Source organism: Mesorhizobium sp. B2-3-4, from assembly GCF_006442315.1.
Lineage (GTDB): Bacteria > Pseudomonadota > Alphaproteobacteria > Rhizobiales > Rhizobiaceae > Mesorhizobium.
This window is the reverse complement of sequence record NZ_VFVY01000023.1, coordinates 14,492-26,507: the sequence shown is the minus strand read 5'-3', so window position 1 is coordinate 26,507 and position 12,016 is coordinate 14,492. Positions and strand designations below refer to the sequence as shown.

At 64.5% G+C, this 12,016-nt stretch carries 12 protein-coding genes; 6 read left to right on the top strand and 6 right to left on the bottom strand.

The annotated features are described in order from the left end of the window. Positions 1-94: 94 nt before the first annotated feature. The gene (locus tag FJ967_RS27785; protein ID WP_140735510.1) at positions 95-1,273 is read right to left on the bottom strand and encodes an acetyl-CoA C-acetyltransferase; all 1,179 of its coding nucleotides are present in this window, start codon (positions 1,271-1,273) and stop codon (positions 95-97) included. On the opposite strand from FJ967_RS27785, the gene FJ967_RS27780 reads away from it, so the two are divergent. Continuing rightward, the gene (locus FJ967_RS27780) at positions 1,260-1,487 is read left to right on the top strand and encodes a hypothetical protein (protein ID WP_140735509.1); all 228 of its coding nucleotides are present in this window, start codon (positions 1,260-1,262) and stop codon (positions 1,485-1,487) included. The genes FJ967_RS27785 and FJ967_RS27780 overlap by 14 nt on opposite strands. Positions 1,488-1,568: 81 nt before the next feature. Next, positions 1,569-2,177 (top strand): polyhydroxyalkanoate synthesis repressor PhaR, encoded by a 609-nt coding sequence (gene phaR, locus FJ967_RS27775; protein ID WP_140735508.1) that lies wholly within the window; start codon positions 1,569-1,571, stop codon positions 2,175-2,177. A gap of 99 nt (positions 2,178-2,276) precedes the next feature. Here phaR and FJ967_RS27770 read toward each other — a convergent pair whose 3' ends face one another. Continuing rightward, a complete protein-coding gene (locus FJ967_RS27770; RefSeq protein ID WP_181176170.1) occupies positions 2,277-2,744 on the bottom strand; it encodes a GNAT family N-acetyltransferase in 468 nt (155 codons plus the stop codon). A 47-nt stretch (positions 2,745-2,791) separates the two neighbouring features. Then, positions 2,792-3,211 (bottom strand): rhodanese-like domain-containing protein, encoded by a 420-nt coding sequence (locus tag FJ967_RS27765; protein WP_140735506.1) that lies wholly within the window; start codon positions 3,209-3,211, stop codon positions 2,792-2,794. 86 nt (positions 3,212-3,297) lie between these two features. Here FJ967_RS27765 and ftrA point away from each other — a divergent pair, with 86 nt between their 5' ends. Further along, positions 3,298-4,308 carry a transcriptional regulator FtrA gene (gene ftrA, locus FJ967_RS27760; RefSeq protein WP_140735505.1) on the top strand — a complete coding sequence of 337 codons (1,011 nt, stop codon included), beginning with the start codon at positions 3,298-3,300 and terminating at the stop codon, positions 4,306-4,308. Between the two features lie 18 nt (positions 4,309-4,326). Here ftrA and FJ967_RS27755 read toward each other — a convergent pair whose 3' ends face one another. Then, on the bottom strand, positions 4,327-5,466 hold the full coding sequence (locus FJ967_RS27755) for a citrate synthase (protein ID WP_140735504.1): 1,140 nt from the start codon (positions 5,464-5,466) through the stop codon (positions 4,327-4,329). A gap of 93 nt (positions 5,467-5,559) precedes the next feature. Here FJ967_RS27755 and FJ967_RS27750 point away from each other — a divergent pair, with 93 nt between their 5' ends. Together FJ967_RS27750 and FJ967_RS27745 are read left to right on the top strand one after the other, a co-directional pair. Continuing rightward, positions 5,560-6,648, top strand: a complete 1,089-nt coding sequence (locus tag FJ967_RS27750) for a citrate synthase/methylcitrate synthase (RefSeq protein ID WP_140735503.1) — start codon at positions 5,560-5,562, stop codon at positions 6,646-6,648. A 206-nt stretch (positions 6,649-6,854) separates the two neighbouring features. Then, positions 6,855-7,985: a patatin-like phospholipase family protein gene (locus tag FJ967_RS27745; RefSeq protein WP_140735502.1), complete on the top strand. Its 1,131-nt coding sequence runs from the start codon at positions 6,855-6,857 to the stop codon at positions 7,983-7,985. A gap of 32 nt (positions 7,986-8,017) precedes the next feature. Here FJ967_RS27745 and FJ967_RS27740 read toward each other — a convergent pair whose 3' ends face one another. Both FJ967_RS27740 and FJ967_RS27735 read right to left on the bottom strand, forming a co-directional pair. Continuing rightward, complete coding sequence (locus tag FJ967_RS27740) at positions 8,018-9,010, bottom strand: methionyl-tRNA formyltransferase (RefSeq protein ID WP_140735501.1); 993 nt, start codon at positions 9,008-9,010, stop codon at positions 8,018-8,020. A gap of 107 nt (positions 9,011-9,117) precedes the next feature. After that, positions 9,118-10,572, bottom strand: a complete 1,455-nt coding sequence (locus tag FJ967_RS27735; protein ID WP_140735500.1) for an aldehyde dehydrogenase family protein — start codon at positions 10,570-10,572, stop codon at positions 9,118-9,120. 230 nt (positions 10,573-10,802) lie between these two features. On the opposite strand from FJ967_RS27735, the gene FJ967_RS27730 reads away from it, so the two are divergent. Continuing rightward, on the top strand, positions 10,803-11,879 hold the full coding sequence (locus FJ967_RS27730; RefSeq protein WP_140735499.1) for a substrate-binding domain-containing protein: 1,077 nt from the start codon (positions 10,803-10,805) through the stop codon (positions 11,877-11,879). Positions 11,880-12,016 lie beyond the last annotated feature (137 nt).

The following is a 12,016-nucleotide window of genomic DNA, read 5'->3' as shown; positions in this document are numbered from 1 at the left end:
GGAGTAGCCAATAGTGGGTAGGGATTTGATGTCCCGCCGCACTGAAGCGATTCTTCCCTATTCGCTACTCCCTATTCACTACTCACTTCTTTTTTCAGAGTGCTTCGACGCACATGGCGACGCCCATGCCGCCGCCGATGCAGAGCGTGGCGAGGCCCTTCTTGGCGCCGCGGCGGCGCATCTCATGGACCAGTGTGTTGAAGACGCGCGCGCCCGAGGCGCCGATCGGATGACCGATGGCAATGGCGCCGCCATTGACGTTGACGATCGAAGGATCCCAGCCCATGCCCTTGTTGACGGCGCAGGCCTGCGCGGCAAAGGCTTCGTTGGCTTCGACGAGGTCAAGGTCGCCGACCGACCAGCCGGCCCTTTCCAGAGCGCGCTTCGAAGCCGGGATCGGGCCGGTGCCCATGATTGCCGGATCGACGCCGGCGGTTGCCCAGGAGGCGATGCGCGCCAGCGGGGTGATGCCGCGCCTTGCGGCTTCCGCCTCGCTCATCAGCAGTGCGCCGGCCGCGCCGTCATTGATGCCGGAGGCGTTGGCGGCGGTCACCGTGCCGTCCTTGTCGAAGGCCGGCTTCAGCTTGGTCATGGCATCGAGCGTGGCGCCATGGCGGATATATTCGTCCTGATCGACTGTTGTGTCGCCCTTCCTGCCCTTGATGGTGAAGGCGACGATCTCGTCCTTGAACTTGCCGGCCTTCTGCGCGGCCTCGGCCTTGTTCTGCGAGGCCAGTGCGAACTGGTCCTGGTCGTCGCGGGTGATCTGGAACTGGCGCGCCACGTTCTCGGCGGTGTTGCCCATGTGATAGCCGTTGAAGGCGTCCCACAGCCCGTCCTTGATCATGGTGTCGATCATCTTGTAGTCGCCCATCTTGACGCCGGCGCGCAGGTGCTCGGCGTGCGGCGACAGCGACATCGATTCCTGACCGCCGGCGACGATCACCTTGGCGTCGCCCGTGGCGATCTGCTGCATACCGAGCGCGATGGCGCGCAGGCCCGAACCGCAGACCTGGTTGAGGCCCCAGGCGGTGGTTTCGATGGGCAGGCCGGCAAGGATCGAGGCCTGGCGGGCCGGGTTCTGGCCCTGGGCCGCGGTCAGCACCTGGCCGAGGATGACTTCGTCGACCTCGCCCGGCTCGACGCCGGCGCGCGATAGCAACTCCCTGATGACGACGGCGCCGAGTTCATGGGCAGGCGTGGCGGCGAAGGCGCCGTTGAAGGAGCCGACGGCCGTGCGCGCGGCGCTGGCAATGACGATGGAATCGGACATTTTGTTCTCCAGACTTCAAGGTGTTGTTGTGCCGTTGAGGACTTTTCTTGCCGTTTCCCAACCCCAAGTCAAACCGGAAATCGGCATGGCGCCCATGCGCCGCAAGCAGGTTGCATCTCGCCGCGCCGGCGGCATGGCCGCTGCTGCGCAGCATATTTTGCCTGCTATGCAGCATTATATGATCCCGCACTGCACAAACCGCTTGGAATTGTGAGGCTTTTGCGCATATCCTCAAAAAGGGCGCAATCGTTACCGGCTGCTTACTCAGGCGTGCCGGTGTCCGGGGAGGATGCAGATGGCCGCAAAAGACGACCCGATCATTATCAAGAAATACGCCAACCGCCGCCTCTACAATACGGGGACGAGCACTTATGTGACGCTCGAGGATCTGGCCGAGATGGTCAAGAAGGGCGAGGAATTCACCGTCCAGGACGCCAAGACCGGTGACGACATCACCCATCCGGTGCTGACGCAGATCATTTTCGAGCTGGAGAACAAGGACGGGCAGAACATGCTGCCGATCCCGTTCCTGCGCCAGCTGATCGCCTTCTACGGCGATCAGATGCAGATGATCGTGCCGAGTTTCCTCGAACAGTCGATGATCGCCTTCTCCAAGGAGCAGGAGCGGTTCCGCGAGCAGATGAAGGGAGCTATCGGCAAGTCGCCGCTCGATGTGATGAAGATGGCGACGCCGATGAAGGCGCTGGAAGAACAGACACGGCGCAACATGGAAATGTTCCAGAACGCGATGCGGCTGTTCACGCCTTTTCCGCCGGCCGGCTCGGCGCCTGCCGCGGCTCCCGCGGAGCCGCCGAGAAAGGAAGCGCCGGAAAAGCCGGACGATCTTCAATTGCTGAAGGATCAGATCGCGGCCATGCAGCGCAAGCTCGACACGATGTCGTGAGCGGCCGACGTTTCGCCGAACGCAGGTCGCCAGCCTGACAGATCGATGACGAGAACCGTCAAGCGCTGCGCCTGAGGGCCGGCGAAGTCTGTTCGCGCCCTATCCGTCGATGGTCAACAGCCAGGGATCCCAGATTTCATCCGCCCGCGCGCCGAGCGAGCGATAGAAGGCCTTGGCCGGCATGTTGGATCTCAGCACCGTCCATTTGACGGCGGATGCGCCGATGCCGACGGCATGATCGCGGAGCCGTGTCACAAGGGCGTGGCCGACAGACATGCCGCGAGCCGACTCGGCCACATAGAGTTCCTTGAGGACGACGACCGGCTTCAGGTCGTAGGTCCAGGGGATGAGATAATGAACGGCAATGCCTGTTATCTCGTTGTCGACCTCAGCCACCAACACGCCGAAGCGGGGCGATGGCCCCAGCCCATGCTCGATGACATCGGCCTCGGTGACGCGGAATTTGTCGTCATAGCCCTCGAAGACCGCCAGGGCCTGCATCAAGGCGAGCACCGCGCCGACATCCTGCCGCGCGAACGGACGCACGATCATCGCGGCCTTGGACATGTCTTTCTGTCCTCTCCTGTCGAGGATGCTTGGATCCACAGTGACCATCATGGACGCAGAACGCCAGGCTCCTTGCCCGAAGCGAAAGGGAGATCCTCATCCTGCCAGCCGGTAATGCCACCGATCATGATCTTGACCGGCAGGCCGAGGCCGGCCAGCTTGAACGCCGCCCGGTCCGCGCCATTGCAATGCGGGCCGGCGCAATAGACCACGAACAGCGTGCCGGCCGGCCATTCTCCCATCCGCTCGGCAGAGATGTCGCGGTGCGGCAGATGCCGCGCGCCCGGCACGTGGCGGCGTTCATAGGCCTGCGGCGACCCGACCACGTGCAGGAGCACGAAGTCCGGCTCTCCGCCGCGCAGGGACGCGGCGACGTCGGAGCAGTCGGTCTCGACCGAAAGCCGGCGCAGGAAGTGGTCCCGGGCAATTTCCGGCGATGCCGCCGGTACGTCTGTCACATGGCTCATCAGGTTTCTCCATCGCTGATGGAGCAGACGTAACGCACCGAGCCGGGCAATTGCAGTTGGCAGCTTTGCCATATAGCGTCAAGATTATGCCAAACCGTCTCGCCAATCCATCCCCGGCCAATCCACCCGCCAGCAACCGGCTTGTTGTGGCAATCGCCTATGACGGGCTCTGCACGTTCGAGTTCGGCGTGGCGGCCGAGGTGTTCGGCCTGCCCAGGCCTGAAATGGGCCCGGACTGGTACCGTTTTGCCGTCGCCGGTATCGACGCCGGTGAAATGCGCGCGATGGGCGGCGTGCGTGTCCTTGCCGACGGTGGACCGGACCTGATCGGTGAAGCCGGCACGGTGATCGTACCTGGATGGCGCGGCGTGGATTGTCCGGTGCCGGCGCTGCTGATCGAAGCGCTTCGCAAGGCCAGCGCACGAGGCGCACGGGTTCTTTCCATCTGCTCGGGCGTCTTCGTGCTTGCCGCAGCCGGCCTGCTCAAAGGCAAGAAGGCGACCACGCATTGGCGCTACGGCGAAAAATTGATGGAGCGATACCCTGATATCACCGTGGTGGCGGATGTCTTGTACATCGACGAGGGCAATGTCCTGACATCGGCCGGCAGTGCGGCAGGCATCGATCTCTGCCTGCACCTGGTGCGCCGCGACTTCGGCACCAAGGCGGCCAACATGGTGGCGCGTCGCCTGGTCGTGCCGCCGCACCGCGATGGCGGCCAGGCGCAGTATGTCGAGCGTTCGGTGCCCGAGCTTCATGAACGCAGCCGGCTTGGACCGCTGATCGACAAAATGCGTGCAGACATTTGCGCCGACTATCCCGTCGCCATCCTGGCTGGTCTGGCCGGGATGAGCGAGCGGACATTCCTGCGCCGGTTCGCCGCCGCCACCGGGGTCACGCCGGCGCGCTGGCTGCTTTCCGAACGGCTTTCGCGCGCGCGCACGCTGCTGGAAGACACTGATATGCCGATCGACCATATTGCCGAGACCGCCGGCTTCGGCGCGGCCGCGACGTTGCGGCATCACTTCCGTCGGCAATTCGCCACGACGCCGGCCGCCTACCGGGCGCGGTTCGGGACAAACGTCAATTCCGGCTGACGCAGCTGGCGCCTGCTGTCAGGGCAGCAAACCCTCATAGCGGCCGCGCGGCCGTATGATGCTGCCGCTCGCTATCTGTTCGACCATGTGGGCGGCCCAACCGACACTGCGTGCCAGCGCGAACAAGTGGAACGGCGCATCATGCGGCAGGCCAAGGCCGCGCGTCAGCACGGCCAGGGCGAAATCGATATTCGCCGGGGCGCCGGTCGCGGCAATGGCCGCTTTTTCCAGCGACCGCAATGTCTCGTCATTGTTGTCGATGGCCGCCAGAAGCGCGGTCGCCCGGGGATCGCCCTCGGCATAAAGCGGATGGCCGAACCCGGGCAGCGGCCGGTCATGACCGAGCCAGCGCCGGATCGTGGCATCGGCTCCATGCCGCGCCGCGTCTTCGGCAAGCTGCATCACCGCTTCGCCGGCACCGCCGTGGCGTGGGCCGGACAGTGTCGCCAGACCCGCCAGCAGGCAGGCGGCGGGTGGCGCGCCGGTCGAGGCCGCGACGCGGGCTGCGAAGGTCGAGGCGTTGAGTTCGTGATCGGCGAGCAGCACAAGGGCGCGCCGGATCGCGACCGCGCCGTCATCACCCACCGACCAGCCTCGCGCCAGTCGCCGATGCACCGGATCCGGCCCCGCCTCGGCACCGAGGGCGCCGGCCAGCACGCCGATCGCATGCGCCGCGTCGGCGCATAGCGAGGCGGCACTGCGTCCAAGCGAGGGCCGCGCCTGGCCGGCAAGCAGCGCGAGTTGCTCAAAGGCGAAGGCACGACCGATCCGGGGCGATGACTCCGTTGGCGCCTGGAAACGGACCGCTTCAGGCAGGACCCAAAGCAGCCCGGCGGTCTCTTCCAGCGTTGCATGGTCCGACAGCGCAACGGCGTCCTGGCCCCGATAGATGAGCTGGCCGTGCCAGACGGTCGAAATCGCGGTGGCGATCGATGGCTCACCCCAGGCAATCGCGCTTTCGGCGATGGCCGAGGGGCTTCGCCCGCGTGCGCGCCGTGTCGCCAGCGCGGCGATGTCGTCGGCGCGATACTCGCTGCGGCGCGGATCGGCGCGGTCCGGCCGCATGCCGACGCGCCCCCGGCTGACATAGGCATAAAGCGTCTGCGGCCTCACCCGAAGCCTCTCCAACGCTTCGTCCCGCGACAACCATTCCGACATTTTCGGCTCTGATATTGATTCTATTGATCAAGATTGATGGAAACGTTCCCCAGCCTTATCTCCGATCCCGAAAAGCTTCAAGGAGACATGTCTATGGCGAATGGGCTCGACGATGTGGTGGCAGCCGAAACGGTGCTGTCCGACGTGGATGGTCTGGGCGGCCGCCTGACGATCCGTGGCTATTCGCTTGGCGAACTGGGTGGGCGATGGAGTTATGCTCAGGTCGTGCGCCTGCTGCTTGACGGGTTCTTCGACGATCTGCCCGATGATGTCGGACTGGCGGCAATGCTGGGTGAGGCACGCGTCGGGGTGTTCGACCGGCTCGCGTCTGCGCTGCCCTTGCTGGCGCCGCTTGACGTCTACAGTGCCATGCGCGCCGGCATGGCGTTGCTGCCGGATGGCGAGACGCTGACGGATGCCTTGCGGCTGATCGCGGCGCCCGCCGTGCTGACGCCGGCGCTCTTGCGCGTGGGGCGCGGCGAGCAGCCGGTCGCACCCGACAGCAAGGCAGACCATGCCGCCGACATGTTGCGAATGCTCGAGGGATCGGTTCCGTCGCCCGATCTGGCCAGGGCGCTCGACACCTATCTGGTGACGGTCTGCGACCACGGCCTCAACGCCTCGACCTTCGCCACGCGCGTGGTTGCCTCGACGCAGGCCGGCCTGACGTCATCGGTGCTTGCCGGTCTTGGCGCACTCAAGGGGCCGCTGCATGGCGGCGCGCCCGGCCCGGTCATCGAGATGCTCGATGCCATCGCCGCGCATGGCGACGCGGCCGGCTGGCTGCGTAACGAGATCGCGCAAGGCCGGCGCATCATGGGCTTCGGCCATCGCATCTATCGGGTGCGCGACCCGCGCGCCGATGTGCTGAAAGCGGTGGTGCGCAAGCTGGGCGGCGAGGGTGAAACCGGCCGCAGGCTGGCCTTCGCCGAGACGGTCGAGCAGACGGCGCTCGAAGTGCTTCGGATCGCCAAGCCGCAGCGTTCGCTGCAGACCAACGTCGAGTTCTACACGGCGCTGGTGCTGGAAGCGGCGGGTTTCCCGCCACAGGCTTTCAGCAACGTGTTTGCAGCCGGACGTGTTGCCGGCTGGATCGCGCATGCGCGCGAGCAGCAGACGACAGGACGGCTGATCCGTCCGCAATCGCGCTATGTCGGCCCGGTGCCGGAACTCGTCGCCTAGGGTTCAGGTCTGTTTCGAACCGTACGGCCTCTCCGCATGCAGCGGAGGGGCTTTTCGCATGACCGAAATTTCATGTGATCACGCGACCGTGTTCGTGTTCTTGCCTTGGTCCATCCTTATATGCTGCATTGCAACATAAGTCGGCGACAATTGCTCCCTTCCCGTAACGTTGGGGCAGGCCGGCGCATCAGGATAACAGGAACGCCATAACGAAGAACGGCAAGGCGGAGGAAAAGAAGAAGATCAACATCGCGCTCCAGGGCGGCGGCTCGCACGGCGCCTTCTCCTGGGGTGTGCTCGACCGGCTGCTGGAAGACGGCAGGCTGGAGATCGCGGCGGTATCCGGCACCAGCGCCGGCGCCATGAACGCGGTCGCCCTGGCCGATGGTTTCGTGCGCGGCGGGGTCGAGGGCGCGCGCAAGAAGCTGGACGATTTCTGGCGCGCCGTGGCGGCGAAGGGCCGGTTCAGCCCGGTACAGCGCATGCCATGGGATGTCGCCTGGGGCAACTGGTCGATCGAGAACACGCCGGGCTATGTCTTCTTCGACACCATGTCTCGGGTGTTCTCGCCTTACGTCGCCAATCCGCTCGGCCTCAACCCGCTGCGTGACGTGGTAGCGCAGGAGATCGACTTCAGGAATGTCCACGCCTGCAAGTCGATGGAACTGTTCATCTCGGCGACCAATGTCGAGACGGGTCAATTGCGTGTCTTTTCTGACGGCGAGATCGATCTCGACACGGTGATGGCCTCGGCATGCCTGCCGCAATTGTTCCGCGCCGTGGAGATCAAGGGCGTGCCCTATTGGGACGGCGGCTATGGCGGCAATCCGGCGCTCTATCCGTTCTTCAAGACGGCGGCCACCGAGGACGTGCTTCTGGTGCAGATCAATCCGGTGGTGCGCGAGGGGACACCGAGAAGCGCCAACGAGATCCAGAACCGTATCGCCGAGATCACGTTCAATGCCGGGCTGCTGCGCGAATTCCGCTCGATCGCCTTCGTCAAGGAACTGATCGCCGCCGGCCGCCTGCCGCATGGAGAATACCGCGACATCCGCATGCATCGCATCGATGCCGATGAGGCGTTCAAGGATCTGTCGGCCTCCTCGAAGGTCAATGCCGAATGGGCCTTCCTGACCTATTTGCGCGACCTTGGCCGCACCGCGGCCAGCGACTGGCTGGAGGAGAATTACGATGCCGTCGGCAAGCACGCCACGCTCGATCTTTCCGGCGAACTCGATGACGGTTTCAAGCCGGTGCGCGGTCCCGCACCCGGCCGCCGCGTCAAGGAATTTCTCGCCGTGCGCAAGAACCCGCAGGCCGAGCGCCGGCGGGCCTGAGCCCGCCGGTCTTTCCTGTCACTCGGTTGCGATCAGGCGTCGGCGACGTTCCGTTCGGCCTTGGCCGGTGCTGCCGGCTTTGCCGCCGGGGCGTCGGTCCCCAGTTTCGAACCGGCCAGCAGGCCTTTCGACCGGGCGAATTCGGCGCCGGACATCTTTGCCCCGCTTTCGGTGCGGACCTTGAAAATTTCGAGATTGCCGCCCTGGACGGTGACCTGCAGGCTTTTCTCGCCAACCCAACTGATCTCGCCCGGCTTGCCGACTACGTCGGCGAACTTGCGGGCCACATGTTTCCTGACTTCGAACAGGCGGACTTTCTCGCCGTTCACCGTCGTCCAGGCGCCAGGCGCCGGATCGCAGCCGCGAATGAGGTTGTGGATGGTGTCGATATGGCTGTTCCAGTTGATCCTCGCCTCGGCGTCCTTGCACCAGCCCTCATAGCTCGCCTGGGATTCGTCCTGCGGGATTTCCTGGTGCTTGCCGGCGACGACGAGATCGGCGGCGTCGAGCATGGCCTGGACGCCGAGCGGGAACAGCCGGTCGAAATAGACGCTGCCGAGCGTGTCCTCCGGGCCGATGCCGACGGTGACCTGCAGCAGCACCGGGCCTTCGTCGAGACCGTCGGTCGGGCGGAAGATGGTGAGGCCGGTCTGGCCGTCACCCTTGATCAGCGGCCAGTTGATCGAGCTCGGACCACGATACTTCGGCAGCAGCGAGGGGTGATACTGGATGGTGCCATGCTTGGGGATGTTGACGAAGCTCTGCGGGGCGAACTGCAGGACGTAGGCCATGACCGCCAACTCCACGTCGAGTTCGCGCAGCGCCGTCTCGGCCGCTTCGCCCTTCAGGCTCGGCAGCTGGAACAATTTCAGGCCGTGCTCTTCGGCCGCGAGGCGCAGCGGGTCGGGCCTGGAGCCGGGCTTTTCAGGGGCGCAGAAGACGCCGGCGATCTCGTCGCCGCGCGCCAGGAAGGCTTCAAGCACGCTTTTGCCGAAGGCCTGCTGTCCGATGATTGCAATGCGCATGATGGTCTTCCTTGTGCGTTGGACAAAGTTCGGGTGAGCCCTCGCTCCCCTGTGGTCGCGAAGGTGGATGTCGGTTCGTAACGTGAGGCTTCAGGCGGGCAGGAGGATCACTTGCCGGTCTGGATCCATACGACCTTCTGCTCGGTGAAATTCTCGATCGCGGCGTCGCCATGCTCGCGGCCGAAGCCGGAATCGCGCGACCCGCCCCAGGGCAGGCGGATGTCGGTCGGGCCATAGGTATTGACCCAGACCGTGCCGGCCTTCAGCTCCCTGGCGAAGCGATGGACACGGCCGATGTCGGAGCTCCAAACGCCGGCGGCGAGGCTGTAGACGGTGCCGTTGGCAAGCCTGAGCGCATCGGCTTCGTCGGTGAATTTGATGACCGTGGCGACAGGTCCGAAAATCTCTTCCTGCGAGATGCGCATCTGGTGCTCGACATTGGCGAATACCGTCGGCTTGACGAAATAGCCGACATCGCCATGGCGGCTGCCGCCGGTGACCACGGTTGCGCCTTCATTGCGGCCGACCTCGATATAGTCGAGTACGCGCTTCATCTGCACCTCGGAGACCAGCGGGCCCATCGCCGTCGAGGCTTCCAGCGGGTTACCGATGCGGGTGGATTCGGCGCGGGCCGCGAGCCTCTGGACGACTTCGTCATAGATCGACTCATGTGCCAGGATGCGCGAGCCTGCCGAACAGACCTGGCCGGTGTTGAAGAAGATGCCGGAGCCCGCTGCCTTGACCGCGGCATCGAGGTCGGCATCCGGGAAGATGATGTTGGCGGACTTGCCGCCGAGTTCCAGCGTCACGCGCTTCAGATTGCCGGAGGCGCCCTGCAGGATCTGGCGTCCGACGACCGGCGAGCCGGTGAAGGTGATCTTATCGACATCGGGATGATCGACCAGCGCCTGGCCGGCGACCTTGCCGAAGCCAGGCACGACATTGAGGACACCGGCGGGGAAGCCGGCTTCGAGCGCCAGTTCCCCGATCTTGAGTGCGGTCAGCGGCGTGATCTCGGCGGGCTTCAGCACGACCGTGCAGCCGCAGGCCAGCGCCGGCGCGATCTTCCACATGCCGATCATCAGCGGAAAGTTCCACGGGATGATCGCGGCGACGACGCCGAGCGGCTCGCGCACGGTGTAGGTGAGCGCATCGGTACGCGCCGGAATGACCTGACCGTTTATCTTGTCGGCCATGCCGGCATAGTAGGTCAGCGTATCGAGGACGGCTGGCAGATCCTGGCGGCGAATGGCCGAGACCGGCTTGCCGGAATCGAGGCTCTCCAGATTGACCAGCTCTTCCTCGTCTCGGCGGATGAGGTCGGCGAGCTTCAGCATCAACTGCCCGCGCTCGGCGGCGCGCAGACGCTTCCATGGGCCTTCGAACGCCGCGCGGGCTGAGCGCACGGCGGCGTCGACATCGTCCACGCCAGCCTCGGCGATCTTGGCGATCACCTCGCCGGTGGCGGGGTTCACCGTTTCGAAAGTGCGACCGGACAGCGCCGCGACGCGGCGCCCATCGATCAACAGATTGTGTGTCTGGTCGGAGGCGCGGGTGAGCATGCGGCTTTTCTCCCAATATATGAACTTGATTGCATATGTGGCGAGCGAAGCCACGACCTGCCTTGTCGCAGCGAAACCTACATCCACGGCAAATCCCTGGGAATATGATATTTGTTGCCTATCATCCCAGGCAAAGATATGAAGGGCGGCTCCTATCTCGTGCTGGTCAAAGATATGATGTTGAGTTCATATATCTCTACTGCACATCCGCTTCCGGGAGGAGAAGGCCGATGATCAAGATCGAGATCGACCCGGTATGGCGCTTCCGACGGCGCGAAGATCAGCAATCGTTGCAGATCATGCTGGATTTCCTGGCCGAGATACGTGCGACGGGAAAGATCACCTCGGCCGCCGACAAGGCTGAGATTTCCTATCGGCATGCCTGGAACCTGATCGAGAAATGGTCCGATTTCTTCAACATGCCGCTGGTGGTGCGCAAGCAGGGCAGCGGCACCAGCCTGACGCCGTTCGGCGACAAGCTGGTCTGGGCCGGGCAGCGCCTGGAGGCCCGGCTTCGTCCCTTGCTGCAGAACCTGTCGCAGGAGCTGGAAACCGAGATCAACCAGATGCTGCCGCATGGCCCGCTGGTGTTGCGGGTTCACGCCAGCCACGGTTTTGCCGTGCCGAAGCTGCGCGAGATTCTCAGCCGCGAGCCCGATATCGGCGTCGATTTCCGCTATGTCAGCAACCAGAACTCGCTGGCCTCGCTTGCTCATGATGGTTGCGATCTCGCCGGCCTGCATCTGCCGCAGGGCGAACTGCGCAAGCGGGCGATCGCCGCCAGCAAGGGCTGGCTGACGCCGAGCGTCCACCGCGTCATCTCCTTCGTCACGCGCGAAATGGGTCTCATGGTCAGGCGCGGCAATCCGCTCGGCATCACCTCGCTGGAACGGCTGCTCGATCCGTCGATCCGCTTCGTCAACCGCGATCCCGATTCAGGCACCAGGCTCTTGTTCGAACAGCTGCTGGCGCAGCACGGGCTCGATGGCACGCGCATCAACGGCTACGAGCATTCCGAATTCACCCATGCCGCGGTCGCCGCCTATGTCGCCAGCGACCTCGCCGACGTGGCCTTCGGCGTGGAGGCAGCCGCCAGGCAGTTTGGGCTCGATTTCGTGCGAATACTGACCGAGGACTATTTCTTCGTCTGCAAGAAGCAGATCCTCGAAGTGGAGGCTGTGCGGCGTGTGCTGTCGATCATGCGCGGCGAGGAGTTCCATGCCGCCATATCGCAATTGCCGGGCTATCGCGTGAAAGATGCCGGGTCGATCAAGACGATCAGCGAGGTCTTCCGGAAATCGGAATGAGCGCGGCACGGTGCGGCGGGTCGACAACCCAGGCGTGTGCGCCTCGCCATCATCATGCTGACGCCTGCTGCCACCATGGCGATGATAGGATCCCCCGAAGCGGTCGAAGCGGCGGACGCAGCGCGCGATACGCAATT

Excerpts from the sequence above, each read along its gene's own strand:
- FJ967_RS27780 (WP_140735509.1), top strand. The coding sequence starts at position 1,260 with ATGGAATCGGACATTTTGTTCTCCAGACTTCAAGGTGTTGTTGTGCCG.
- FJ967_RS27785 (WP_140735510.1), bottom strand. The coding sequence starts at position 1,273 with ATGTCCGATTCCATCGTCATTGCCAGCGCCGCGCGCACGGCCGTCGGC.
- phaR (WP_140735508.1), top strand. The coding sequence starts at position 1,569 with ATGGCCGCAAAAGACGACCCGATCATTATCAAGAAATACGCCAACCGC.
- FJ967_RS27770 (WP_181176170.1), bottom strand. The coding sequence starts at position 2,744 with ATGTCCAAGGCCGCGATGATCGTGCGTCCGTTCGCGCGGCAGGATGTC.
- FJ967_RS27765 (WP_140735506.1), bottom strand. The coding sequence starts at position 3,211 with ATGAGCCATGTGACAGACGTACCGGCGGCATCGCCGGAAATTGCCCGG.
- ftrA (WP_140735505.1), top strand. The coding sequence starts at position 3,298 with ATGCCAAACCGTCTCGCCAATCCATCCCCGGCCAATCCACCCGCCAGC.
- FJ967_RS27755 (WP_140735504.1), bottom strand. The coding sequence starts at position 5,466 with ATGTCGGAATGGTTGTCGCGGGACGAAGCGTTGGAGAGGCTTCGGGTG.
- FJ967_RS27750 (WP_140735503.1), top strand. The coding sequence starts at position 5,560 with ATGGCGAATGGGCTCGACGATGTGGTGGCAGCCGAAACGGTGCTGTCC.
- FJ967_RS27740 (WP_140735501.1), bottom strand. The coding sequence starts at position 9,010 with ATGCGCATTGCAATCATCGGACAGCAGGCCTTCGGCAAAAGCGTGCTT.
- FJ967_RS27735 (WP_140735500.1), bottom strand. The coding sequence starts at position 10,572 with ATGCTCACCCGCGCCTCCGACCAGACACACAATCTGTTGATCGATGGG.
- FJ967_RS27730 (WP_140735499.1), top strand. The coding sequence starts at position 10,803 with ATGATCAAGATCGAGATCGACCCGGTATGGCGCTTCCGACGGCGCGAA.